The sequence below is a fragment of the Dolichospermum sp. FACHB-1250 genome, assembly GCF_014696335.1.
Lineage (GTDB): Bacteria > Cyanobacteriota > Cyanobacteriia > Cyanobacteriales > Nostocaceae > Dolichospermum > Dolichospermum planctonicum.
This window is the reverse complement of record NZ_JACJPZ010000006.1, coordinates 70,310-93,455: the sequence shown is the minus strand read 5'-3', so window position 1 is coordinate 93,455 and position 23,146 is coordinate 70,310. Positions and strand designations below refer to the sequence as shown.

The 23,146-nt window shown below is 37.2% G+C and carries 21 protein-coding genes; 14 read left to right on the top strand and 7 right to left on the bottom strand.

What is annotated here, in order from left to right; genetic code table 11:
- Positions 1–97: 97 nt before the first annotated feature.
- From cruG to H6F39_RS03630, 7 genes are all read left to right on the top strand, one after another.
- Positions 98–1,267, top strand: a complete 1,170-nt coding sequence (gene cruG, locus H6F39_RS03660) for a 2'-O-glycosyltransferase CruG (RefSeq protein ID WP_190371954.1) — start codon at positions 98–100, stop codon at positions 1,265–1,267.
- Positions 1,268–1,424: 157 nt separating this feature from the next.
- Positions 1,425–1,688, top strand: a complete 264-nt coding sequence (locus H6F39_RS03655) for a hypothetical protein (RefSeq protein ID WP_137909322.1) — start codon at positions 1,425–1,427, stop codon at positions 1,686–1,688.
- A 111-nt stretch (positions 1,689–1,799) separates the two neighbouring features.
- Entirely contained in the window at positions 1,800–2,057 is a 258-nt protein-coding gene (locus H6F39_RS03650; protein WP_137909323.1) for a hypothetical protein, read from the top strand.
- Positions 2,058–2,066: 9 nt separating this feature from the next.
- Positions 2,067–2,510, top strand: a complete 444-nt coding sequence (locus tag H6F39_RS03645) for an HNH endonuclease (RefSeq protein WP_137909324.1) — start codon at positions 2,067–2,069, stop codon at positions 2,508–2,510.
- Positions 2,511–2,929: 419 nt separating this feature from the next.
- Positions 2,930–4,072, top strand: coding sequence for an NB-ARC domain-containing protein (locus H6F39_RS03640; protein WP_370539361.1), 1,143 nt, complete (start codon positions 2,930–2,932; stop codon positions 4,070–4,072).
- Positions 4,073–4,233: 161 nt separating this feature from the next.
- Entirely contained in the window at positions 4,234–5,382 is a 1,149-nt protein-coding gene (locus H6F39_RS03635; RefSeq protein WP_190396256.1) for an alanine--glyoxylate aminotransferase family protein, read from the top strand.
- Between the two features lie 371 nt (positions 5,383–5,753).
- Entirely contained in the window at positions 5,754–6,338 is a 585-nt protein-coding gene (locus tag H6F39_RS03630) for a hypothetical protein (protein WP_137909679.1), read from the top strand.
- A 50-nt stretch (positions 6,339–6,388) separates the two neighbouring features.
- Here the strand turns inward: H6F39_RS03630 and H6F39_RS03625 are convergent, their stop codons facing one another.
- The 3 genes from H6F39_RS03625 to H6F39_RS03615 all read right to left on the bottom strand — a co-directional run bounded on the left by H6F39_RS03625 (position 6,389) and on the right by H6F39_RS03615 (position 9,430).
- Positions 6,389–7,699 (bottom strand): ABC transporter substrate-binding protein, encoded by a 1,311-nt coding sequence (locus tag H6F39_RS03625; protein ID WP_137908864.1) that lies wholly within the window; start codon positions 7,697–7,699, stop codon positions 6,389–6,391.
- A gap of 157 nt (positions 7,700–7,856) precedes the next feature.
- On the bottom strand, positions 7,857–8,609 hold the full coding sequence (locus H6F39_RS03620; RefSeq protein WP_137908863.1) for an MBL fold metallo-hydrolase: 753 nt from the start codon (positions 8,607–8,609) through the stop codon (positions 7,857–7,859).
- 50 nt (positions 8,610–8,659) lie between these two features.
- Positions 8,660–9,430, bottom strand: a complete 771-nt coding sequence (locus H6F39_RS03615) for a circadian clock KaiB family protein (protein ID WP_190396255.1) — start codon at positions 9,428–9,430, stop codon at positions 8,660–8,662.
- Positions 9,431–9,911: 481 nt separating this feature from the next.
- Here H6F39_RS03615 and H6F39_RS03610 point away from each other — a divergent pair, with 481 nt between their 5' ends.
- Positions 9,912–10,286 (top strand): hypothetical protein, encoded by a 375-nt coding sequence (locus tag H6F39_RS03610; protein WP_137908861.1) that lies wholly within the window; start codon positions 9,912–9,914, stop codon positions 10,284–10,286.
- Between the two features lie 322 nt (positions 10,287–10,608).
- On the opposite strand, the gene H6F39_RS03605 is transcribed toward H6F39_RS03610, so the two are convergent.
- Positions 10,609–10,887, bottom strand: coding sequence for a LuxR C-terminal-related transcriptional regulator (locus H6F39_RS03605; RefSeq protein ID WP_137908860.1), 279 nt, complete (start codon positions 10,885–10,887; stop codon positions 10,609–10,611).
- A 245-nt stretch (positions 10,888–11,132) separates the two neighbouring features.
- Here H6F39_RS03605 and H6F39_RS03600 point away from each other — a divergent pair, with 245 nt between their 5' ends.
- The gene (locus H6F39_RS03600; protein WP_137908859.1) at positions 11,133–12,113 is read left to right on the top strand and encodes a carbohydrate kinase; all 981 of its coding nucleotides are present in this window, start codon (positions 11,133–11,135) and stop codon (positions 12,111–12,113) included.
- On the opposite strand, the gene H6F39_RS03595 is transcribed toward H6F39_RS03600, so the two are convergent.
- The 3 genes from H6F39_RS03595 to sfsA form a co-directional block, all read right to left on the bottom strand.
- Positions 12,105–12,569, bottom strand: coding sequence for a gluconokinase (locus H6F39_RS03595; RefSeq protein WP_190371960.1), 465 nt, complete (start codon positions 12,567–12,569; stop codon positions 12,105–12,107). The genes H6F39_RS03600 and H6F39_RS03595 overlap by 9 nt on opposite strands.
- 67 nt (positions 12,570–12,636) lie before the next feature.
- Entirely contained in the window at positions 12,637–12,843 is a 207-nt protein-coding gene (locus H6F39_RS03590) for a hypothetical protein (RefSeq protein ID WP_190371997.1), read from the bottom strand.
- Between the two features lie 58 nt (positions 12,844–12,901).
- The gene (sfsA, locus tag H6F39_RS03585; protein WP_137908857.1) at positions 12,902–13,627 is read right to left on the bottom strand and encodes a DNA/RNA nuclease SfsA; all 726 of its coding nucleotides are present in this window, start codon (positions 13,625–13,627) and stop codon (positions 12,902–12,904) included.
- A gap of 291 nt (positions 13,628–13,918) precedes the next feature.
- On the opposite strand from sfsA, the gene H6F39_RS03580 reads away from it, so the two are divergent.
- The 5 genes from H6F39_RS03580 (at position 13,919) to H6F39_RS03560 (ending at position 23,074) form a co-directional block, all read left to right on the top strand.
- Entirely contained in the window at positions 13,919–14,590 is a 672-nt protein-coding gene (locus H6F39_RS03580; protein WP_190396254.1) for a 2OG-Fe dioxygenase family protein, read from the top strand.
- A gap of 116 nt (positions 14,591–14,706) precedes the next feature.
- Positions 14,707–15,966, top strand: a complete 1,260-nt coding sequence (locus tag H6F39_RS03575; protein WP_190396253.1) for a tetratricopeptide repeat protein — start codon at positions 14,707–14,709, stop codon at positions 15,964–15,966.
- A 326-nt stretch (positions 15,967–16,292) separates the two neighbouring features.
- Complete coding sequence (locus H6F39_RS03570; protein WP_190396252.1) at positions 16,293–19,031, top strand: amino acid adenylation domain-containing protein; 2,739 nt, start codon at positions 16,293–16,295, stop codon at positions 19,029–19,031.
- Positions 19,032–19,115: 84 nt separating this feature from the next.
- Complete coding sequence (locus H6F39_RS03565) at positions 19,116–20,126, top strand: adenosine deaminase (RefSeq protein ID WP_137908865.1); 1,011 nt, start codon at positions 19,116–19,118, stop codon at positions 20,124–20,126.
- Between the two features lie 422 nt (positions 20,127–20,548).
- The gene (locus tag H6F39_RS03560; RefSeq protein ID WP_190396251.1) at positions 20,549–23,074 is read left to right on the top strand and encodes a substrate-binding domain-containing protein; all 2,526 of its coding nucleotides are present in this window, start codon (positions 20,549–20,551) and stop codon (positions 23,072–23,074) included.
- Positions 23,075–23,146 lie beyond the last annotated feature (72 nt).

Genomic DNA, 23,146 nt, shown 5'->3' with positions numbered 1-23,146 from the left:
CCTAATTACACGGTCAAATTCCCATAATTTAGATTAATTTACACAAATTGCGAGAAGATGTAAAATAGCTACTTTATACAAAAAGTCAAGGTTAGAATTGCTAAATATTATTCCTCTCCTCCTGCTACTAGTCCAAGTCCCCGCCACGGCGATTTTACTTTCTCGTTTACTCAAAGGACCAGGACGTTATCCAGCTTTAAAACCACAACAACCCACACCAGAACTTTTGGGAACTGTGAGTGTGGTTGTGCCGACACTTAACGAAGCATTACGAATTAGCCCGCTGTTAGCCGGTTTAAGTCGCCAAAGTTACGAAGTTAGAGAAATTATTGTTGTTGATAGTAAGTCACAAGATGGTACTCCCGACCTAGTGAAAACCGCAGCATTAACAGACCCCCGCTTTAAATTAATGACAGATGATCCCTTACCTGCCGGCTGGGTTGGTCGTCCTTGGGCTTTACATAATGGCTTTTTATTTACTTCCGAGGGCAGTGAGTGGTTTTTGGGCATGGATGCAGATATTCAACCCCACCCCGGTTTAGTGGCGAGTTTGGTGAAAACTGCGATCGCTCAAGGTTATGATTTAGTATCTTTATCACCGCAATTTATTCTCAAATATCCGGGAGAATGTTTATTACAACCAGCTTTGTTAATGACATTACTGTATAGATTTGATCCTACGGGTATTTATACTGAACAACCAGAACGGGTCATGGCTAACGGCCAGTGTTTTTTGTGTCGTCGGTCTGTGTTAAAGGCTGTGAATGGTTACAGCAGCGCTAAAGGTTCTTTTTGTGATGATGTCACCTTAGCCCGGAATATTGCCTCTCATGGCTTTAAAGTAGGCTTTTTAGACGGAGCAAAGGTGCTAAAGGTGCGAATGTATGAAGGGGCTTTAGAAACCTGGAAAGAATGGGGACGTAGCCTAGATTTGAAAGACGCAACTTCCCGCGCTCAAGTTTGGGGTGATTTATGGTTATTATCTGCGGTGCAGGGTTTACCCCTATTGATTTTACTGGGTTATTTCCTGTTTCCCCCTTTGCTTCCCTCACTGCCGGCACTGCTATTGTTAGAATTAAATATATTTTTGGTGGTGATTCGTTTTGCTTTATTATTAGCGATCGCTCCTTCTTATGATCGTCAAAATGCTAATGGTGGTTGGTTATTCTGGCTTTCCCCCTTGGCTGACCCCCTAGCGGTGCTGCGAATCTTTTTATCTGCCCTCCGCACTCCCAAAGAATGGCGCGGGCGGAAATATGGTGATTAATGTCATTTAGGGCGTTGACCGAGGGTATCGCTCTTTATTCCAATTTATCTTATTGGGGAGAGCGATCGTCATTATTAGAAAATATTTTGGTTCTTAAAGAACACAGGCTATATAATTAGTATATCTTATCTGTAAATTCTCTACATTTATTTGCTCTATGGATTTATTAAACATCCGCACCAAAGTAATCACAGAAATTAATCTCATTCCCGAAGATAAATTAGAAGAATTATATAATTTTATTCATTATTGGCGATTGAATGGAGAATCATCTCCAGGTTCACTAGAACAAACTATGCAGTTTGCTGGCTGTTGGAATGATATGTCAGATGAAACATTTGCTAATTTCAGTGAAGAAATCAACATCCGTCGTCAACAGGCATTTTTTGAAAGGAGAAGTGATGAAACCAGCTTTGATTGATACCAATATCTTATCATTATCACAACAGGAACTCATCCAGCCGTCAATTTTTCCGATAAGTGCTTAAATACCCAAAGTTCAGGAGATTAAAAAAGGAGATAATTAATCATCATGAAAACATCAATCAGTATTAATCCAGCTTATGAAGAAATAATCAACTTTCTCGCTGCTGGCATAACATCTCAAAGTTTAGTTGAATTTCAAGTATCAGAAACAGTAAAAGAAAGAGTATCTGATTTGATTTTTCGAGAAAAAACTGATGGAATTTCTTCAGAGGAAAAATCAGAATTAGATCATTATTTGATTCTAGAACATTTATTAAGACTAGCAAAAGCTAGGGCTTATGATTTTATTCACGAAAAGGCTTAAAATTCAATTATGGAGCGTCCTTATTTAAATCTAGAACTTCGCCGTTTAGTTGCTCAAAGAGCAGATAATTTATGTGAATATTGCCTGATTGCTGAACATGATACTATTTTAGGATGTGCCATTGATCATATTATTAGTATCAAACATGGTGGCTCATCAAATATAGATAATCTAGCTTATTGTTGTGTTTATTGTAATCGGTTTAAAGGCAGTGATATCGGTTCAATTATTATAGATAAAAAAGAATTTGTGCGTTTTTATCATCCTCGTTGGGATAATTGGGGAGAACATTTTAAACTGAATAATTCTACTATTGAATCTCTCACAAATATAGGACAAGTGACGGCTAGAATTTTAGGGTTTAATGATCAATCTCGTTTATTAGAACGTCAATTACTTATTGATAATAAAAAATATCCTTCTCTTTTGGCAATGAGAAGAATGAAGGATTAATGCAACGTCTTCCAGATTATTGAAATTGCGATAATTATGCTGGTGGTAAAATGAGTCGTTGGATAACTAATTCTGGATTATCTAAGAATGGATTGATTTGGTTAAAATCAAATATTCCATTGGCAATACCTCTAGCATATTGATGAATTAAAACTTTACAATGGACTGGGTTTGCAGGTTCTATTTTATCTCTATCAAGGAAACGTAAACGTGGGACAATCCTCAGCGTTCAAGGTTTAAATAAACTTGAGAAGGCGATAAAAATTAGGGAATATAGTGAAAATAACAGCAAGAGATTTACCCTGGATTATCTCAGTAGTCAGACTGGCTTAGACTCTCATACCTTATGCAAAATTTTCAACTGCAATGTCAGAGTTGATAAAAAGTCTCTAGTCAAATGCTTCCAAGCATTTAATCTGGTGCTAGAGGCTGATGATTATCAATCATCTCTTCCCGTCCCATTAGTCAAACCAGAAACACACTCAACACAATTTATCCAACCTTTACAACCTGAAATTCAGCCTGATGGGGATTATAATTTAGCCCCCAAGGTCTCCGTTTTCTATGGACGCACCGCTGAACTGGCAACATTGAACCAATGGATTCAGGTCAATCGCTGTCAATTAATCATGGTCTTAGGAATGGGAGGTATGGGTAAAACCAGCCTCATAGCCAAGTTAATGGCAGGTTTCACCAACAGCACAGATTTGTCATCATCAGAATTTAAGTATGTCATCTGGCGATTCCTACGGAGCGCTTCGCTATCGCTTCATCACGCGCCAACAGTAGAAGAAACCTTAACTGATCTAATTCACATCCTCTCACACCAGCAAGCCGTTGATTTACCAAAATTTCCAGATCAATTAATATCAAAGTTAATGCAGTATCTCCATCAAACTCGTTGCTTGCTGGTTCTGGATAATCTAGAATCTATTCTGCAATGGGGAGGAGGGGGATATTATCGGCCAGGGTTTGAAGGTTATGGACAACTGATTCGCACAATTGGGGAGTCTACCCACAAAAGTTGTTTAATTATCATCAGTCGAGAACCACCAATCGCATTCAGTGTCCTAGAGAAAAAAGCTAATTCAATTAAATTACTGATCCTGAAAGGGTTGCTTCCTGAAGACGGACTCAAGATTTTCCAGTCAGAAGGCATTGACGAAACTCAAGCAGAATGGCAAATATTACATAATCACTATGGCGGAAATCCCCTGATGCTGAAAATTGTTGTCACCACTATTCATTTTCTATTTTCTGGCAAAATTGATCTTTTTTTAGCCCAGGGTATCACCGTCTTTGGCGATATTTACGATTTATTAGATCAACAATTTCAACGCTTATCAGATTTAGAAAAAACCGTCATCTATTCCTTAGCGATTCACCGCCAACCCCTATTCATGCCAGAATTACTAAACAAGATCATTCCTCCTGTCACTTCCCAAAAACTGTTAGGAACGCTAGAAAGCCTAAAATTGCGATCGCTCATTGAATGCAACTCTGATGGATTTACAGTGCAAAACGATCTGACAGAATATGTCACCAGTCAATTTGAATCATAGAGAACAGAAATTTCTATTTTTTTGACAAAATAACAAAATATATAATTGAATGGCATGGTCGGAAATATGGCGCGTAATTAATTAGTCGCATTTCGGCATACTCATTGACCACATACCGCTATATCATGCGATTAAATTCTCATTTCATCTTACATAAATTTATGACATTCGCAATTTCCATCAACAATAGTCACCGTCTAGGACTAGAACCCCTCGATATGCCCCACCGTCTATTACTAGGTCCAGGTCCTTCTAACACCCATCCAGAGGTACTACAGGCGATGAATACCACACCCGTAGGGCATTTAGATCCGGCTTTTTTAACCCTGATGGATGAGATTCAATCTCTGTTACGCTACCTATGGCAAACGGAAAACCCCCATACTATTGCTGTCAGTGGCACGGGTACTGCTGCAATGGAAGCCTCTCTAGCTAATTCTGTAGAACCGGGTGATGTGGTATTAATTGGTGTAGCTGGTTATTTCGGTAATCGTTTGGTAGATATGGCGGGCAGATATGGCGCAGATGTAAGAACTATTACTAAGCCTTGGGGGCAAGTTTTCAATTTGGAGGAAATTAGCACCGCAGTAGCTACCCATAAACCAGCAATTTTAGCTTTAGTTCATGCAGAGACTTCCACCGGTGCTCGTCAACCTTTGGAAGGTGTGGGTGAGTTGTGTCGTCAGTATGGTACGTTACTGTTAGTGGATACCGTGACTAGTTTAGGAGGTGTTCCCATCTTTTTGGATGAGTGGGGTGTTGATTTAGCTTATAGCTGTAGTCAAAAGGGTTTGGGTTGCTCTCCAGGTGCGTCACCATTTACTATGAGTGGGCGAGCAATGGAGAAGTTACACAAGCGGCAATCTCAGGTGGCAAACTGGTATTTAGATATGACATTGTTGGGGAAATATTGGGGTACTGACCGCACATATCACCATACTGCACCGATTAATTTATATTATGGTTTACGGGAAGCTCTGCGTTTAGTGGCAGAAGAAGGTTTAGCAAATTGCTGGCAACGTCATCAAAAGAATGTAGAATATCTTTGGGAAGGATTGGAAGATATGGGTTTAAAAATGCACGTTGAGAAGGAATACAGGCTACCAACTTTAACTACTGTCTGCATTCCTGAAGGCGTAAATGGTAAGTTGGTTGCACGCCAATTATTACTTGAGCATAATATTGAGATTGGTGGCGGTTTGGGTGAACTTGCTGGTAAAGTTTGGCGTGTGGGTTTAATGGGTTTTAATAGTCGTCCTGAAAGTGTGGATAAGTTAATAGCCGCCCTGGGAACCATGATATCTAACTAATTAGTGCGTTGGTATAGCAATTCCCTTGAGACTAGACATCTGGTGAAAATTAAATGTGCGGTTTCTAGAACCATTGTAGAGATTTGACCTGACTAGGTTTATCTCTCTACAATTTTTACCTCCAGATGTCTATTGTCAACTGTACTGCATTAACAGTAATTCTTCTTTGCGCCTCTACGCCAGATCAAAAACCGTGGTTCATTTACCCGAAAATCGCTGTATGTTACCAATGCTGACAAAAAATTAGTCAATTAAACAAAATCAGGATGCAAATTTTGATTTTTCGTGTTAAATGGTGAGTATTAACGAAATTTGTTAACTGAGGATGATATCTAAACAGGTGTCAATCTTAAATCTAGTGAGAAGTGAACATGAGTAATATTATTCTTGGTAAAAATTTTTTAGCCTTACCAGGTATTGCGGCTTTAGTAATTTTAGGTGGTGGGCATTCCGTAAATGCTCAAACAGTGTCTGAAAAAACACAATCATCTAATCAAGTAGCGCAAGCGGACATTGAAGCAGCTATACCCAATCAAAATCAAACTCCTGGTAGCTATATCGGTATTGGTACTAACATTGGTATAACAGGCGGCTCTTCAGCCTTGAGTGATGGTAATTTCAGCTTCATGAGTAAAATTCGTTTTACCAAATCTCTATCAGCTAGACCGTCAGTTATACTAGGAACAGATACAACATTTCTTGTTCCTATCACCTACGACTTTTCTGTTAAACCAGCAGATCCACTGACCACCCCTGTAACTATAGTTCCGTACATTGGAGTAGGTGCAGTCATTCAAACTGGTGATAAATCTGAAACTGCTGTTTTAGTCACTGGTGGTGTTGACATACCTCTCAATCAAAAATTTACCGCCACCGCCGCCATAAACACTGGATTTTTTGATACAGTTGATGTCGGTATTTTACTGGGAGTTGGTTATAACTTCAAAGGATTTTAAACGAATTAAAGGCCAGGAAGTTTAACTTCCTGTCCATACTCTTATATACTCTATTTAGGACTTACCTTGTCAATTACCTTGATTTTGCCATCATCCCCCACAGTCCAAACATCGTAAGTACCAATGACATCACCGTTAGTATCAACATCTACATCACCGCTTGCGCCTTGATAGTTGATTTGTTTACCTTCTTTTAGAAGCTTTAGCCCTTGACAAACATCACTTACTGGTGTACCCTTACCAGCAGCTACTTCTCGCAATTTACTAGCAATAGCCACCCCGGTATTTTCCTTAGCGGCTTGGGCTGCTAATACCAATAAGGCCGCAGCGTCCCAGGCTTGAGGGGCGTATTCTCCTGGAGAAGTACCTTTTTTATCTTTCCAAAGTTTATTAAAATTTTCTAAACCTTTACCACTAGAACCGGGAACTGTACCAATTGCGCCAGATAAGATATATTTACCATCCTTACCTTTACCAACTTGATCAGGGAAACTATCGGATTTTACACCGTCTGTGAGTAAAATTTGTACACCTTTGGTAACACCCTGTTGATAAGCAGCTTTCAGGAATAAACTACCGGTTTCAGCATACAATACGGCTAAAACTGCATCTGGTTTACCTGCAAAAGCGGCAGATGCTTCTGTATCAAAGGTTTGAGCCTTGGGGTCGTAGCGAATAGGCTTATCTTTATTAACTACTGTACCACCTAATTTCTCAAAAGTTTGCACAAATGCTTTTTCAAAACCCACACCATAGTCATTATTAATGACCACAGTGGAAACTCGTTTAAAGCCTTTTTTCTTAGCGAGTTGGGCTAAAGCTAATGCTTGGTAGGTATCAGGGGGAGCAGTCCGCGCCCAAAAGCCTTTAAAGTCGCCTTTTTGAGCTTTGTCAGTAAATACGGGGCTAGTGCTACCAGGAGAAATCAGCATGACTTTATTAGGTACAGCCACGGAAACCGCCGCAGTGGAAACACTACTCGCAAAAGAACCGACTACACCACCGACTTTATCTAAAGTTGCTAATTTAGTCATACCCGCAGCGCCGGCTTTAGGGTCAGTTTGGTCGTCTACTTCTACCAAAGTAACTTTTTCACCATTGACACCTCCACAAGCATTAACAGTTTCCACCAGTAAGGGAACAGAACCAACCATTTGTTGTCCAATAGAAGCCAAGTCACCAGTGGTGGGTAATAAACTACCAATTTTCAATCCCTTGGTATCACTGGTTGTGGTGGTAGCTGTTGGTGAAGGGGTACTAACCGCCTTAGAGGGAGGTTTAGGACTTTCACAAGCGGCTAAAAAGAAACCACTGGCTATGGTAGCTATACTTAAAGCTAAAGAGATACGAATTTTCGACATAGTTAGTCACACTCCTCAGATATTTAGAAGACTTGATCTAGTTAAATTGATATCAAGTGCTTCAACCGCAAATAATAACATCCTGATGACTTACTTACCAGAAATCAATTTAAACTCTTATTTCTCCCCGTCCTGGAGTGGTTGGTTTTTCCATAATTCAAACACTAATTTTTTCGCCAGGGTGAGGAGTGATCACCTTAGTTGTTAAATTGTTATTTTCTAATAAAGTCTGAAATTCTGTCGTATTTCCCCTAGCTTGGAGAAATTTTACCAGTAGTCCCTCAAAGAAAATATCCCCTCCGGCTGCGGTAGGGAGGATAAATTGAGGTTTTACGGATTTTGCTAGTTCTAGGGCGCTATTCATACCTTTGATAATCGGACCGAGTAGGGGTACACTCAAATCAATGATAGGTGTAATTACTACGTCAATGGGTGCTATTTCTTGAAGTTGCGGAGAATGATAACCGTGGGGTTCATAATACAATGTAGAATTATCGGCTAGGTTTTTGAGCAGATAGCCATTTTCTAGTAAAGTAGGTCCAATGGGAGAACCCAGAACAGCTTTAATTTCTATTTGCTGATTTAAAATGAAGGTTTCACCATGTTGAAGACTGATGATTTGTTGATAACCTAGTTTTTCTACCACTTTAGCCGCATTGGGAGAAGCAACAACAGGAATATTTTTGTCAAGTTGCTTTAAAGTGGGTGGGTGTGCGTGATCTTCTAAACCCTGAGAAAGCAGAATTAAATTTATATTATCTGGTATTGACCGATCCTGAGAACGATAACCTTTGAATAACCAATCTAAATTGTTAAAGGTTAAAGTACCAATTAACCAGGGGTCAATTAGTATTCGCTGTTGACCAATTTCAATTAACCAACTATTGCTATCTAACCAAGTAAGGTTCATATTATACAAATCCTCAAATTTTAAATTGGACATTGGACATTGGAAATGATTTACTGTCCCGCTAACATCTGTAGAACTTTATCAAAGTTATCTAAATTACCAACCATGCGCCGAATTGGATGAGGCCAAACCTTAACCAAGGTAGGAGTAGCAGAAACTTGATCAATTTCGGCCTGTTCTGGATTAGTGAGAACATCAACTACTTTAAGAGTATAAGGATACCCTAAAGATCGTTCTAATGATTCGTGCAAGTTTTGTAAAATTTTTTCAGTGGTTATACTGTGTCCAGCAACAAACAAGCGTAAAACAAAACCTGGAGAATCTGGGATATTTTGGGGTGCAGGTTGTGTAGTCATGATTGGTTGTTGATACTGTGAGGGAGAATCAGTTAAATCTAGACGCACAATTAAATCATGATCTTGCCACAGTTGAGGAAATGCAGCACGATAAGTTGATAATACCAGGCGATCGCACAATCCATCTTGCCAGGCTGCTGATTGCCAGATTAAATCCCCATCCCCAAAAATCGCATTTAGCACAGCTTGATGACGCATGACTGCGGGATAGGCCTCCGCAAAGACTTGGACTTTTTGAGTCCGAGGATTTAACCAATGATCAATAGTTGCAGTATAACAAGGAACTAAAAAATGTGGCGGTTCTGGTAAATCCAGGATTTCCTGCAAAGCCGCACACAGATTTAAATGCCATCTTCCTTGTTTACTAGGATCAATACAATAAATTAAATCTCCTCCAGGTGTAAACAAAGCAATACCCTTGAATAACTGAGGCTGAGATAGTTTGTCTACATTCAACTTAGTCATTGGTTAGTGGTCAGTGGTCAGGTGTTTTTAGGGGTTTTTATGAGTTTATTCATCAGTATATCAGTATAATTGCAAATCACCAGGACAAAAAACAGGGAACGGAAAAATCTGTTAGATCAAGCCCACGAGACTTGTTTAATTCATCTGTTGATCAATTAGATAAATTATGAGAAACAATACGGTTTTATATAAGAAATATTAAGCATCTAGGCAATCCAAGGGCGGGGATCAGGTTCTGGTTCTCATCTACCGTTAGTCCATATTTCTAAAGGCATACAGCCAAACTTATTTCCTTTCCTGTGGGCATATCTGGCTTCTCATTCATAAGCACAAAAAATTAACTGTAAAGTTTAGTAAAGAAATGCTCATTTTGGTGCTAAGGTTTTATATACTAAATTTCACTGAAACAAAATCGGTTTATTCGCCTCCCAGCGATAAATAACTGAAATTTAAACTTGCTGTGTATTTAGGAGGAAAAGTCATGGTTTCTGCTCAAAGCTCTAATCTGGTTCAGACCCACTCCTTGTTAGTGATGAAAAGCTTTTTAATCTGGACATTTACATTGGCAGTGTGCTTGTTAGTCGTCGGTTTTCCACTGGTTGTATTGATGGCTACAATTGGATGTCTGTTGTCTATTGTGTTACAATCCGTAATGCCCGCTAGTGCAGTTTTAGTTGTGGCAGGTGGTTTAGTAATGCTTAATGTTATGGCAGTATTAATTGCTGCTGGAGTTCTCACAGCTAAGGGTATTCATCCTAAGCAGGTAAAATGGTTAAGCTGGCTACATGGTGAAGCTGAAAAAACCCAAACTACTGTTTATGCAGCTTGTCCTTTAACTTGTGAAATCAACCAATAGTGATCATTCGCTAAAACTTGACAAAAAGTACATCTGCCCGGTTCAGCCGGGTTTTTTAATTATGTATCAATAGCTTCTTAATTGTATGTGTTTGGGAGTATTGATACTCTCCTTACCTGACTTCGTTACTTCAATAACCAAATCAACCATATTCACAGGATAATTGATTTACGCCTGTCCATACCTGTATTTTTACGTTACTTTTTAAATATAAAACGTTGCTAATACACAACAGCGTAAATCAACCACCCATACCTCTGAGCAGGAATCTTTAAAATAACTAAAAAGCTTGATTAATCAGCTTTTTAACTACAATCCTGCTTCACGTGGACATACTTTGATCATTTCCAAGGGGAAGAGAACAGCAATTAACATCGTTTAAACAGACTTTACCCCATTGTAAAGCCCAGCGAACTAAGGCCACACGGTTATCAGTCTTAGTTTTAGTGAGAATATTGCTAATATGGTTATCAACTGTCCGTTTGCTAATTTCCAGCTTTGCTGCAATTTCTTGGTTAGTTAAGCCGGTGGCCACTAAGTCGATAATTTGCATTTCTCTGTCTGACAGACTAACATGGTTTCCAGACTCACTAGCAGCCATTACTTACTATTCCTCCCTTAGTATATGTACTCAAGTCTTATTCCTTATTCTAGAAGATTTTTGCGGAGGTAGATAGTTTTAAATGTTACTAATACTACTAATGTCAAAATTTTCTTTTGATTTTAGGTTTGTAGTCATATACACTACAGATAAAAAGTATTGATTTTAACTAGAATTAATTGAAAAGCTGTCAAACTAAATATATAAATTAAATATATAATGCCCCATAGAAAATCAAAAACGCAATGATTAATCCCCGTGTTCTATGTCTTGGTGAAGTCCTATTTGATTGTTTAGCTGATGAATTGGGACTTAAACTAGAGGAAGTGAAATCATGGACTCCCTACCCAGGAGGAGCGCCGGCAAATGTGGCTTGTGCTTTAGTGAAGTTGGGGACATCAGCCGGATTTATGGGCGCAGTGGGTGAGGATGAATCAGGGAATACACTGATAAAATTACTAGAAACGGTCGGCGTAAATACAACTGGTGTGCAACGTCATCCTACAGCACCAACGAGACAAGTATATGTAGTTAGGGATTTAACAGGCGATCGCACTTTTGCCGGTTTTGGTAAATATGATACTTCAGAATTTGCTGATACCCGCCTCCAATCTACAAAATTACCACCCGCGCTGTTTGATGAAGCTGACTTTTTGGTGCTAGGAACTCTAGAATTAGCCTATCCTGAAAGTGAGCAAGCTGTATTACGAGCTTTAGAATTGGCAGAACAATATGACCTAAAAATTATTCTTGATGTCAATTGGCGACCAGTATTTTGGCCAGATGAAAATACAGCCAAGACCAAAATTCAAGCTTTATTAGGGAGATTTGATTTTATCAAATTGACCAAGGAAGAAGCGCAATGGTTATTTAATACAATAGATCCTGGAGCAATTACTTATAGACTCAATTCTTTGGAGGGAGTTTTAGTGACAGATGGTGAAAATGGTTGCACCTATTGTTTAGGGGAGAATGAAGGTAAATTACCAGCTTTTTCCGTGCCTGTTGTAGATACCACTGGTGCGGGAGATGGGTTTTTGGCTGGGTTTATCCACCAATTGCATCAAGTTGGGATTCACAGACTCAAAGACGCGGAAACCGCTAGAAAAATTGTCACCTATGCCAGTGCTGTGGGAGCTTTAACTACTCTTAAACCAGGTGCGATCGCTTCTCAACCCACTGCTGCGGAAGTTGATGCTTTTGTGAGTTCTCATCAACTAGCCTAAAGCCTTTTTAATCTTTTCTACAATTACTTCCGGGGCTTGGGAAACATCAAAACAAATACAATTATCTGGCTCTTCAAGGTCATTAAACTGACTTTTGAGGAGCTTTTCAGTCATAAAGTGATTTTTCCGGGCTTTTAGCCGATTTTCAATGACATCAAAAGACCCCTTGAGGTAAACTAACTGAATGCGGCTATCAATTATCAGCATTTGACGATAACTGGTTTTGAGTGCAGAACAGGCCAAAACAACATTTTTGTTTTCTTGTAGCCAATTTTTGATAGCTGTTTGCAAATCTTCTAACCAAGATATTCTATCACCATCATTGAGGGCAATTCCTAACTGCATTTTTTCAATGTTTGCTAGTTTATGGAAGTTGTCAGCGTCTCTAAATTCCCAGTTGAGTAATTCAGCTAAAAGTTTACCAATTGTAGTTTTACCAGAACCAGAAACACCCATAATTAAAATTATTGAACTTAATTTGTTGATCAAATTAAACCTGCCATTTTTCTATTTCTGTAACTTCTTAGGACTTACGTAAGATGTGGCTGAACACCTTATTCTTGCGTAGGGGTAATTCATGAATTACCCCTACTTTCGGTTCTTTTTGCGTAAGTCCTGCTTCTAAACCCGTTGGCTGAGCCACTTGTTCTAGAGACATCCCATTTTGCCACAAATTCACCGCAATTTCTCTTAATTGAGATTCAGCTTTTTCTTCGGCTGTAGTTTCCAAAGCGCGAAGTTTAAAATTTTAAATCTTCAAATTTCATAATTTAATATAGCTATCACGTCTATATTTTTAGTTCTGCTAAACCTAAATAACGGATACCTGCTGGAGAAATATCAAACCGACATGGTAAAACTTCTAAACCTAGATTAATCGCTGCCCTTAATAATTTACCATATAGGGGATCTTTGCTGTCCCCAGGTGCAAATTCTAAACAATCATTCCGGTTAATAAAATATAGCATTACTGCCCGATTTTGAGGGAGAATTTCTATTAATTCCTGTAGATGTTTTTGTCCTCTGGTAGTTTCTGTGTCGGGAAATAAGGCTAAAGTTCCTTGAGACCAAGTTGTATTTTTCACCTCTAAATAAATCGGACGTTGTTGAGCATTTCCTGTTAAATAAAAATCAACTCGACTTTTGCGATCTTTTCCATAGACAACTTCACTTTTAACTTGTTCATATTCAGTTAATTCTGAGAATAAATGTTTCTCTAAAGCTAATTTGATGACACGGTTAGGTAAGGCTGTATTTACACCCACCCAAGTTGTTGCATGATCATTGACTTCTATTAGTTCTAAAGTATATGCTAGTTTTCGTTGAGGATTATCACTTTTAGAAACTTGTACAGCACTACCAATAGTAGAAACTCCTGTCATTGGTCCTGTATTTGGACAATGTGCTGTGATCAATTCTCCAGAATTTAATTGAATATCAGCAAAAAACCGCTTGTAGCGTTTGAGTAAAGTACCAGCATATAGAGTTGGGTAGTTATAAAGCCAATCTGTCATGATCATCAATTAGGTAGAACATTTACTCATATTAACTCAAAATCATTCCCAGTCTTGCTGACTAGAGGAGATTAGGAAAATAGGAATAAACCCAATACGCAAAATCATAAAATCTATATGTTTATCCATCACTAAGGGACAACTAAGCCACAAAGTCTAATTTTAATCATAAATAATTCGTTTTTGTAGTCAAATTTACGATATTTTTATCAAATTTGAATATAATGGACATTATAAACCTACCATTTTTGTCCAAATGGTAGCATTTACCAATACAAGGAGAAATATTCTATGCGAAAAGTCTCACTTGATAGGGAATTAGAATATGCTTTTCTGTTTACCCTTAGAAAAGTAAACTCCATTAATACCATAGGTTTTCAGCCATTTTTTGATAATTTACCAATTGATCCTTATATTAAGGGGAAATATCGCTCACGCAGGTTATCCAGGTTTCTAGTTTCTAGAGATAAGTTGCTCAAACTTCCACACGGATATCTATTACAAACTAGAGAACATAATCCTTTATTGGGAGGGATAAAAAGGGAGTTTTCAGAATTGGATAATGCACTCATAGAACTGGATATGTTTAAGCATCTGATTTTCGCATTCTGTGATTCTTGTAAACTAGATATAGAAGCAGAAATTGATGTTCATCAAATTAGAACTACCTGTTCACCAAATAATTTAGGAAATCCTGCTCCTGAAGGTATCCACAGAGATGGTAGTGATTTTATTGGTATTTTTTCCGCAGGAAGAGATAATATTGAAGGTGGAGAAACTCATTTATATGCTGCGAAAAAGGAAAAGCCAGTTTTTAACAAAGTTTTGCAACCTGGAGAAATAATTTTAGTCAATGAACATCAATTTTTTCATTTTACTACTCCCATAAAACCCCAGAATCCTGGGTTAGGAACTAGGGATGTATTTGTGATCAATTATCCTAGTTTAATCTCTGATTTTTAGGAAATATAAATGTTCTAGAGAGATTCATATCCCCGATTTCTTCAAGAAGTCGGGTATCTGGTTGAATTGGTGTATAATTAAATTAAGAAATTCTTGATTTTTTTCCATTACCAATTATGAATAACGAATTTTACAATCGGGGATTAGAAAAAGCCCAACAAAAAGATTATACTGGTGCTATAGCAGATTTTAACTTGGCTATTCAGGAAAATCCTAAATTTACCAAAGCATATATCCAACGGGGTTTAGCATATTATGATTCAGGAGAAATTTTGCCAGCTGTTTATGATTATACCACAGCTATAAAGCTGGATGAATCTATTCCAGAAGTTTTTTACTGTCGAGCTTTGGCTAGATTAACATTAAAAAATTTTCCTGGTGCTTTAGATGATTTAGACAGCGCAATTCGTCTTAATTCTAATTATGCTGCTGCTTATGATTTACGGGGAATAGTAAGACGAAAACAAGGGGATATTCAAGATGCAATTAATAATTTTAAAAAAGCAGCTAAACTATATTTAGAACAAAAAAACAAAGAAAAATGTCAAGCCTGTTTGCAGAAAATTCAACAGTTACAACCACCTGAAAAAACGCAAATAACTAAATCTACACCTCTATCTATTATCTCTACAAATCAATATTTTCATCAATTATTAGCAAAAGCAGAAAATGGAGAAACACAAGAAGCAATTGCTGATTTAAATTGGGTATTAAAAACTGATCCAAATGATGGAAAAGCTTATTGTTTTCGGGGAGTAATCCAGTGTAAAATTGGTAATTATCAAGACGCTATAGCCGACTTTAATTATGCAATAAAACTAAATTTTCAAGACGCAATTGTTTATAGAAATCGCGGAAAAGCACGTTTCCAAATTGGTGATTATCAAGGTGCATTATCTGACTTAAACCAAGCATTGAAAATGCAGCCACAAGATCCTTTAGTTTATGTTGCTAAAGGTAATATTTATCGGACTATGGGTGATTATCTCCACGCAATTCAAGATTATAGTCAAGCATTGGAAATTCATCCTGATCATGCTCCAGCATACTATAATCGCGGTCTGGCCTATACATTGTTAGAAGAAATGCAAAATGCTGTATCCGATTATCAAAAAGCAGCTAGTATTTATTGTGAACAAGAAGACTGGGAAAATTACCAAGAAGTATTAAATAATTTACAAAAAATCCAAACATCTAGTCCCGAAATCAAAAATCAGAAATATGAAGTTTTACGTCAGCGACTTTTGCGTTTAGTGGGGGGACACTGGGAAATAGCAGAACGCTTAATTCAACAACAAGAATATCATGAGCCGGGAATGTCAGATGATTGGTATTTACAAAGAGTAATTGAGCAGTTGGAGAAAGAACGCAACTGATAATTAATTCAATATTCTCGATTTATTCAAAAAATCGGGAATCTATATTTTTATATCAATTTAGTTAATTTATTTACAGCATAAATAAAGATTTGATGAAACCTGGTCATTAGGTATAGCGGTTTATCATAATTGCTCGTACAATTTATTTTTATAAATCCACATTTTGATTTAAAGGAAGTAAGATAAACGAAAAAGATATAAATTATCATCTAAAATTTCCATTAATACCATCATAGGTTTTAGATTTAAAATCTTCAATGATTGAATCTAAAATCAGCTTAAAAAGCCAGAACTTTACCATAAATCAAGTAGGATATATACCAATGACTAATATTTATCAGACAATTCCTAGTGCAATTTTTCAGCAAAAGTTTGTTTGTAATCGTTTAATTGCAAAACCGGAAGGTTTTATAGATTTTCCTAAGTCAGAGATTGAGCAATCTATTCCTCAACGATTTGAACAACAAGTTAATAAATATCCTCATGCTATTGCTATCAAAACCAATAATCAAATCCTGACCTACAGACAATTAAATGAAAATGCTAATCGGTTAGCAAATACAATTCTCTCCCAAAGAGGAGAACAACTAGAAGTAATTGTCTTATTGCTAGAAAAAGGTGCAGATTTCATTACAAGTATTCTGGGAGTTTTAAAAACAGGTAAAATCTTTGTTCCTTTAGATCCCACATTTCCCGTTGATAGACTTACTTATATTATTGAAGATTCCCAAGCCGTTGCATTCATTACTAATAATTTGAATTGGGATTTAGCCAGGAAATTAGCTAATAATTGTCAATTATTTAATATAGATAATATTAAAGACAATATTAATAGCAATAATTCTGAGAAAAATCCTCTGATTAAAATATCACCAGAAACACTAGCTTATATAATTTACACTAGTGGTTCAACCGGTAAACCTAAAGGAGTAGTGCATAGTCATCGAAATTCTTTACATTACTGCATGAATGATACAAAAACCTTATTAATTAGCCATCAAGATCGTGTAGTTTTCCTCTATTCCTGTAGTGCATTGGGAGGAATATTATGTATTTTCTACACTTTACTTAATGGTGCTAGTCTCTATCCTTTTAATGTCAAAGAGCAGGGATTAACTAATTTAGTAAAATGGCTAATTACATCAGAAATTACTATTTATCATTCCTTTACAACCCTATTTAGACATTTTGTAGAGATCCTGACAGATACAGAACAATTTCCTAAAATTCGTCTAGTTAAATTAGGTGGTGAAGCTACCTTAATTAGAGATGTAGAAAACTACAAAAAGTATTTTTCTGCAAATTGTATTTTATATGCCAGTTTAGGTGCAACAGAAGCAGGAACTTTTTGTAATTTCATAGTTGATAAAAACACGAAAATTGCAAATAGTACCATACCTATGGGCTACCCAGTTCAAGATATGGAAGTTGTCATTTTAGATGAAAATGGCCTAGAAGTTAAAAATGGTAATACTGGAGAAATTGCTCTAAAAAGTGAATATTTAGCTCTGGGTTATTGGCAAAAACCAGAATTAACCCAAACTGTCTTTTTACCAGATATTCAAAATAGTAAAGAAAGAATTTACCGCACTGGTGATTTAGGCTGTATTCAATCTGATGGTTGTTTAGTTCATAAAGGTAGAAAAGATTTTCAGGTAAAAATTAGAGGTTTCCGTATTGAAGTTGCAGAAATTGAAATGGAATTGCTGAAAATTCCTCATCTTCAAGAAGCAGTGGTCGTAGCTACAGAAGATATCCCAGAAAATAAACGTCTCATAGCCTATATTGTTGCCAAAAAACAACCAGCAGCTACTACTAAAGAAATCCGACAACATTTACAAAATAAACTACCCGAATATATGCTTCCTAGTGCCTTTATTTTTTTAGATACTTTGCCATTAACACCCAATGGTAAACTAGATAGAAAGGGACTAGCCGCATTTAATTTAATTAAACCCGAAGGGACTGAAAACTTTGTTAAGCCCCAAAATGATATAGAAAGTCAGTTAATCAAAGTTTGGGGAGATTTATTAGGTGTTCAACCCATTGGTGTTCAAGATGATTTTTTTGAATTGGGGGGAAATTCCTTATTAGCAGTGCGATTATTTGCTGATATAGAACATATATTTGCTAAAAAATTGCCCCTAGCAGCTTTGTTTCCGTCAGCTACAATAGCAGCAATAGCCCAAATTATTCACCAAGAAACAGTTTTAGAAAACACTCCCAAAGCCAATTATTCATCCTTAGTGAAAATTCAACCCCACGGGACAAAACCACCCATATTTATGATTCATCCTTTAGGGGGAGAAGTGTTATGTTATCGCAATTTAGCCAGACATTTAGGATTAGAACAACCCTTGTATGGACTCCAACCACAAAAACCAGATCAAAAACAGTTTCCTGTAGTTCGGGTTGAAAACATGGCCTCCCAATATCTTCAAGAAATTCAGACTCTTCAACCTCAAGGACCTTACTTTTTGGGAGGATATTCTTTTGGAGGTATTATTGCTTATGAAATAGCTCAACAACTCCACCGTCAAGGTCAAAAAGTTGCATTTTTAGCTATGTTAGATACCTGTCGTCCCGGTTATAAGCGACGGTTATCATTCCTAAAACGAATTTATTTACATCTTAATTATATCAGACAACGCAGATCTAACTATATTTCTCACAAGGCTAAAAGTTTCTACAAACACACTAAGTTTTATATGAAACAAATTTTTCAACATTACTTACGACTTGTTACTCAGATATTTAATCCCCGGACACCTAAAATAAATAACTATTTACACAGGGATGATATTTATACTCAAGCTATGAATACATATACCTTTCAACCTTATTCAGGTAAAGTAACTCTCTTTCGCACAAAAGATGAAAATCGGACGGATGCTATAGGTATGGAATATGACTCAAAATTTGGTTGGGATGAAATAATAATTGGTGATTTAGATGTTAAATATATTCCCGGATCTCATCTTTCCCTTCTTGATGAACCTAATGTCAGGGTATTGGCCAAACAAATGAAAATCTGTTTGCACAAAGCCCAGAATCTAGAGTAGAATTTTACTCAAAATTGGATGACAAAGAAAATATTGTCTAGGTTTTTGTTACAATTAATTAAGTTTTTACAGCAAAATACCACTATGGCTTTATACGCAGAATTGCATCGGCATCTAGGTGGTTCAGTTGTACCTCGTGTCCTCTGGCGATATTTTCAGCGTCACAATACTGAGTTAATTTCTCCCTTTGCTGAATATCCAGAATTTGAAGATTTTTACACCCGTCCCCGTAATACATTGGATGAGTATCTAGAACTACATACTTTGGTAGAAAGTGTCCAAACGGTGGAAACCTTACCCTACTTTATTTACCGCTTATTGCGCGGTGCTTATATTTTTGAGAATTTGGCTTATTTGGAATTACGTTATACCCCATATTTACGAACTCCTGAACATTTGAGTCAAAATCAGAGAATTGATAAAATGGCGGAAATTGTGGATATTGTCGGTAAATCTAGTCATATCCCCGAATATCCCATTATTACCCGTCAAATCCTCTGTATGCACTCCCGTTTACCTTTCGAGGTAAATCAGGCCATTATTGATTTAGCAGCGCGAAATAGGGAATATGTTTGCGGCATAGACGTGGCAGGAGGCGATCGCTATTATGCTGAAAGGATGGCAGAATGGATACATTTATATAATTATGCCCATTCATTAAATATTAACACCACAGGGCATCTTTATGAAACTCAAGATGGTTGTTATCCAGAATTGCTACCCTATTTAATGCGAATTGGTCATGGTATTCAAATTCCTCTTTTGTATCCTGAATTACTTCCAGAAATTGCTAAAAGAGGACAATGTTTAGAAGTTTGTCCCACAACTTATTTAAAAACAGGCACTTTGCAGGATATTCGTCAGCTAAAATTAGTCTTTGACCGATGTTTTGCAGCAGAAGTTGATATCGCCATTTGTACGGATAATGCCGGGCTGCATAATATGCGTCTACCCTTTGAATATGAAAATCTTTTGACTTACGACATTATTAATTTTCAACAGTTACAAGCTTGTCAAAATGCAGCCTTTCGTCATGCTTTTGCGTGGCCTCATAGTCAACATCCAGCATCTTTGTTAACTGAGATGTTAAAGTAGATATTACCTTGCTCAATTGTCAATTCACCAGTAACAGTTGTTTAATAGCAAGGATAATTAATTTTTTGGCGTTACATAATGCAGGTATGAGTTATGTTTCCCGTCAAGGCGCAAAGTTTGATCTCTTGAATTTTCTTTTAAGTCTAAAGGGTGACTTGAAAAGTATTTTTATTAACCACAAAAGCCTCAAACCCTAACCGGGTTTTCAGGTCTCTCCCATAATCAAAGTTTTTCCCATTCTGTTTTTACTCGGCCTGTTGAGTGGAAGCCACCTCCCGACTCCCGACCCCTTTTTTATTTTCATCACTTGTGTTATTACAGATAAAAATGACTCAAGTTGTATAATTAACCCGTCTGCTCAATCAAACAACTATTTTGAGTATTGGCGAGTAGTCCATTTATTTTAGCTTAATTAGGGATGTATGTGGCAACAACAAAAAAAAGATAGTGTAATTATCAATCTGGCTTTATTAATGTCCATAACTACCAGCCCCATGGTAGCAAGTTTCTTAATTTCCGCACCAGTCCAAGCAGAATCCCAGACTCATACTCCGGCCTTTTCCCTGCCGCAAACGGTAGAAAATGGCACAATAGTTAAAATTGACGGTTCGGCTAACTTTCTCACCCTTAACCAAACCTTAAAAGAAAACTTTGAAAAACAGTTTTCGGGAACTCAGGTAGAAGTTGCTATCAATGGCAATGAAGAGGCATTAAAAGCGATTTTAGATGGTAAAGTTGATCTCGCAGCCCTTGGTCGCCGACTCACCCCAGAAGAAAAAGCACAAGGTTTACAACAAATACTGGTGCGTCGGGAAAAAATCGCTATCATTGTTAGCAACCATAATCCCTTTCAAGGTGGCTTAACTACTGAACAGTTGGCGAAAATTTTCCGAGGGGAAATTACAGACTGGTCACAAGTGGGGAATGCTCAAGGTAAAATTAGATTGATAGATCATCCCGACCATAGTGATACTCGTGCTTCCTTGGGCGAATATCCAGCATTTAAATCCGGCCAATTTGCTAACGGAAATGCTGTACAAATGCTAGACGATAATACAGCCAATATAATTAAAGAATTAGGTGATGATGGCATTAGCTATGTTTTAGCAAATCAGGTTTCTAAATTGCCTGCGGTGCGAGTCTTGAAAATACAGGACTTCTCACCAGACACTGTGGAATATCCTTTTTACCAGCCTTTTGTCTACGTTTATCAACAAAATCCCAGTCCAAAAGTTAAGGATTTTCTCGGATTTATTTTAGCTAAACCCGGACAGGAATCTATAAAAGCTGCTAGACAAGCAGAAGCACTTGCTATTATGTCGAGTCAATTACAAACTGTTACCACTCCTACCCTAACCTCGACAGAAATCTCAACAGCAACCCCAACAGCAACCTCTACAATTGATCAAAATCCATCTTTATCACCTATTCCCACAAGCCCCGCTACAGAGCAACCTATAGAAACTGGGGGTGAAATACAGTTGGTAAATCCCTTTAGTGACCCTTCAATGCTCACTAAAAATATCGGGTTTTTGCTGCTATTACCCTTATTTTTGATTGTTGGTTTAATTAGTTGTTTACCTTTGTTGTGGGGAAGAAAAAAGCGATCGCTAAATGCAACAACTGAATCAAATTCAAATATATTAGATTCAGAAGATTTAGAGGATGACTACCTCTTTCAAGAAGCAACCAAGGAAACCCTAGACGCAGCTATCCCACCAACTACAACTAACAATCATAATGGACTCAACGGTAATCACTCTCAAGAGGACATTTTTCCACAAGCAACAGCAGCAAATAATCTAGCTCTCACCCAGACAATTTCCCCAAAGGATCAGATAAAGGAAATTAATGAACTTGATTTAGACTATAATGGCACAATGTGGGATACAGAAGCTCCTGTGATTGTCGTCAATAATCATTATCCACCAATCCCAAGTATTCATCACGATCTAATTGACTCAGACATACCCATAGATGAATTTACCAATTCTCTACTAGAAACATCCGAACCACTAACATCAACATCATCTGATCAAAAGACCATATCTTTATCAGAATTGCTCAATAGACCTCCTGCTGCAATTAGAGAAGATAAATATATCTCTTTATCAGAATTACTCGGTATATCCTTTCCACCAAATCACCAATCACCACCCGATCAAAATTTATTATCCGATTTACCATTAAATCTGGAAGAGGCTTTAAATTCGATCACCAATGACATTGAACCCAATATACCTGAGATAGCAGAAGAAATATTACCGACTCCATTCCCTTCTACAACCACAGATGAAAACATCGCAATGGAGTTAGATGCAGAAATAGCAGCTTGGACTACTATTAACCAAATCAATGCTGATGAAAATACCAGAATTATCTTCACACCCCGCACTCCCAAATGGGCTTATGTATCTTGGTATATTTCTGATAGCGATAAGTTGAAACAAGCCATAAATCATCAAAAGATGTTAAAGAATCAAGGATTTATGACTTTGGCTGTACGTCTCTATGATGTTACTAACCTTGACCTTAGCTATCAGTTTCCTGAATTGGTGCAACAATACGAATGTGAAACCGCAATTCATGATTGTTATATACCTATTCCCAAAGGTGAACGTGATTACATGACAGAAATTGGTTATTTAATTAATGATCATCAGTGGTTATGTCTGGCTCGTTCTGGTACAGTTCACGTCTTCAGTAGTCCTAGTACAGATTTCTGGTTTGTCGTTGATACCGAATTAGTGATTTATGGTGCAACAAAACAAGATGCAATTGTCACTATTGATGGTCAAAATGTCAAACTCAATGCTGATGGTACATTTAAGGTATCTCTTCCTTTTGTGGATAATTTGGTTGATTATCAAATGACTGCTACTTCTGCTAATGAAGAAAATACTAAAACTATTTACCAAAAGTTTTTTCAGGAACAGAAAGAGAATTAATGGCAATATTACCTATTTATAGCTGTAGCCATCAAGATTAAGACATAAACCATAATGACCAGACTTGATAGT

Bases quoted from the DNA above. Each gene is read 5' to 3' on its own strand.
- H6F39_RS03655 (WP_137909322.1), top strand. From the start codon at position 1,425: ATGGATTTATTAAACATCCGCACCAAAGTAATCACAGAAATTAATCTC.
- H6F39_RS03650 (WP_137909323.1), top strand. From the start codon at position 1,800: ATGAAAACATCAATCAGTATTAATCCAGCTTATGAAGAAATAATCAAC.
- H6F39_RS03645 (WP_137909324.1), top strand. From the start codon at position 2,067: ATGGAGCGTCCTTATTTAAATCTAGAACTTCGCCGTTTAGTTGCTCAA.
- H6F39_RS03635 (WP_190396256.1), top strand. From the start codon at position 4,234: ATGACATTCGCAATTTCCATCAACAATAGTCACCGTCTAGGACTAGAA.
- H6F39_RS03630 (WP_137909679.1), top strand. From the start codon at position 5,754: ATGAGTAATATTATTCTTGGTAAAAATTTTTTAGCCTTACCAGGTATT.
- H6F39_RS03625 (WP_137908864.1), bottom strand. From the start codon at position 7,699: ATGTCGAAAATTCGTATCTCTTTAGCTTTAAGTATAGCTACCATAGCC.
- H6F39_RS03620 (WP_137908863.1), bottom strand. From the start codon at position 8,609: ATGAACCTTACTTGGTTAGATAGCAATAGTTGGTTAATTGAAATTGGT.
- H6F39_RS03615 (WP_190396255.1), bottom strand. From the start codon at position 9,430: ATGACTAAGTTGAATGTAGACAAACTATCTCAGCCTCAGTTATTCAAG.
- H6F39_RS03610 (WP_137908861.1), top strand. From the start codon at position 9,912: ATGGTTTCTGCTCAAAGCTCTAATCTGGTTCAGACCCACTCCTTGTTA.
- H6F39_RS03605 (WP_137908860.1), bottom strand. From the start codon at position 10,887: ATGGCTGCTAGTGAGTCTGGAAACCATGTTAGTCTGTCAGACAGAGAA.
- H6F39_RS03600 (WP_137908859.1), top strand. From the start codon at position 11,133: ATGATTAATCCCCGTGTTCTATGTCTTGGTGAAGTCCTATTTGATTGT.
- H6F39_RS03595 (WP_190371960.1), bottom strand. From the start codon at position 12,569: ATGGGTGTTTCTGGTTCTGGTAAAACTACAATTGGTAAACTTTTAGCT.
- sfsA (WP_137908857.1), bottom strand. From the start codon at position 13,627: ATGACAGATTGGCTTTATAACTACCCAACTCTATATGCTGGTACTTTA.
- H6F39_RS03580 (WP_190396254.1), top strand. From the start codon at position 13,919: ATGCGAAAAGTCTCACTTGATAGGGAATTAGAATATGCTTTTCTGTTT.
- H6F39_RS03575 (WP_190396253.1), top strand. From the start codon at position 14,707: ATGAATAACGAATTTTACAATCGGGGATTAGAAAAAGCCCAACAAAAA.
- H6F39_RS03570 (WP_190396252.1), top strand. From the start codon at position 16,293: ATGACTAATATTTATCAGACAATTCCTAGTGCAATTTTTCAGCAAAAG.
- H6F39_RS03565 (WP_137908865.1), top strand. From the start codon at position 19,116: ATGGCTTTATACGCAGAATTGCATCGGCATCTAGGTGGTTCAGTTGTA.
- H6F39_RS03560 (WP_190396251.1), top strand. From the start codon at position 20,549: ATGTGGCAACAACAAAAAAAAGATAGTGTAATTATCAATCTGGCTTTA.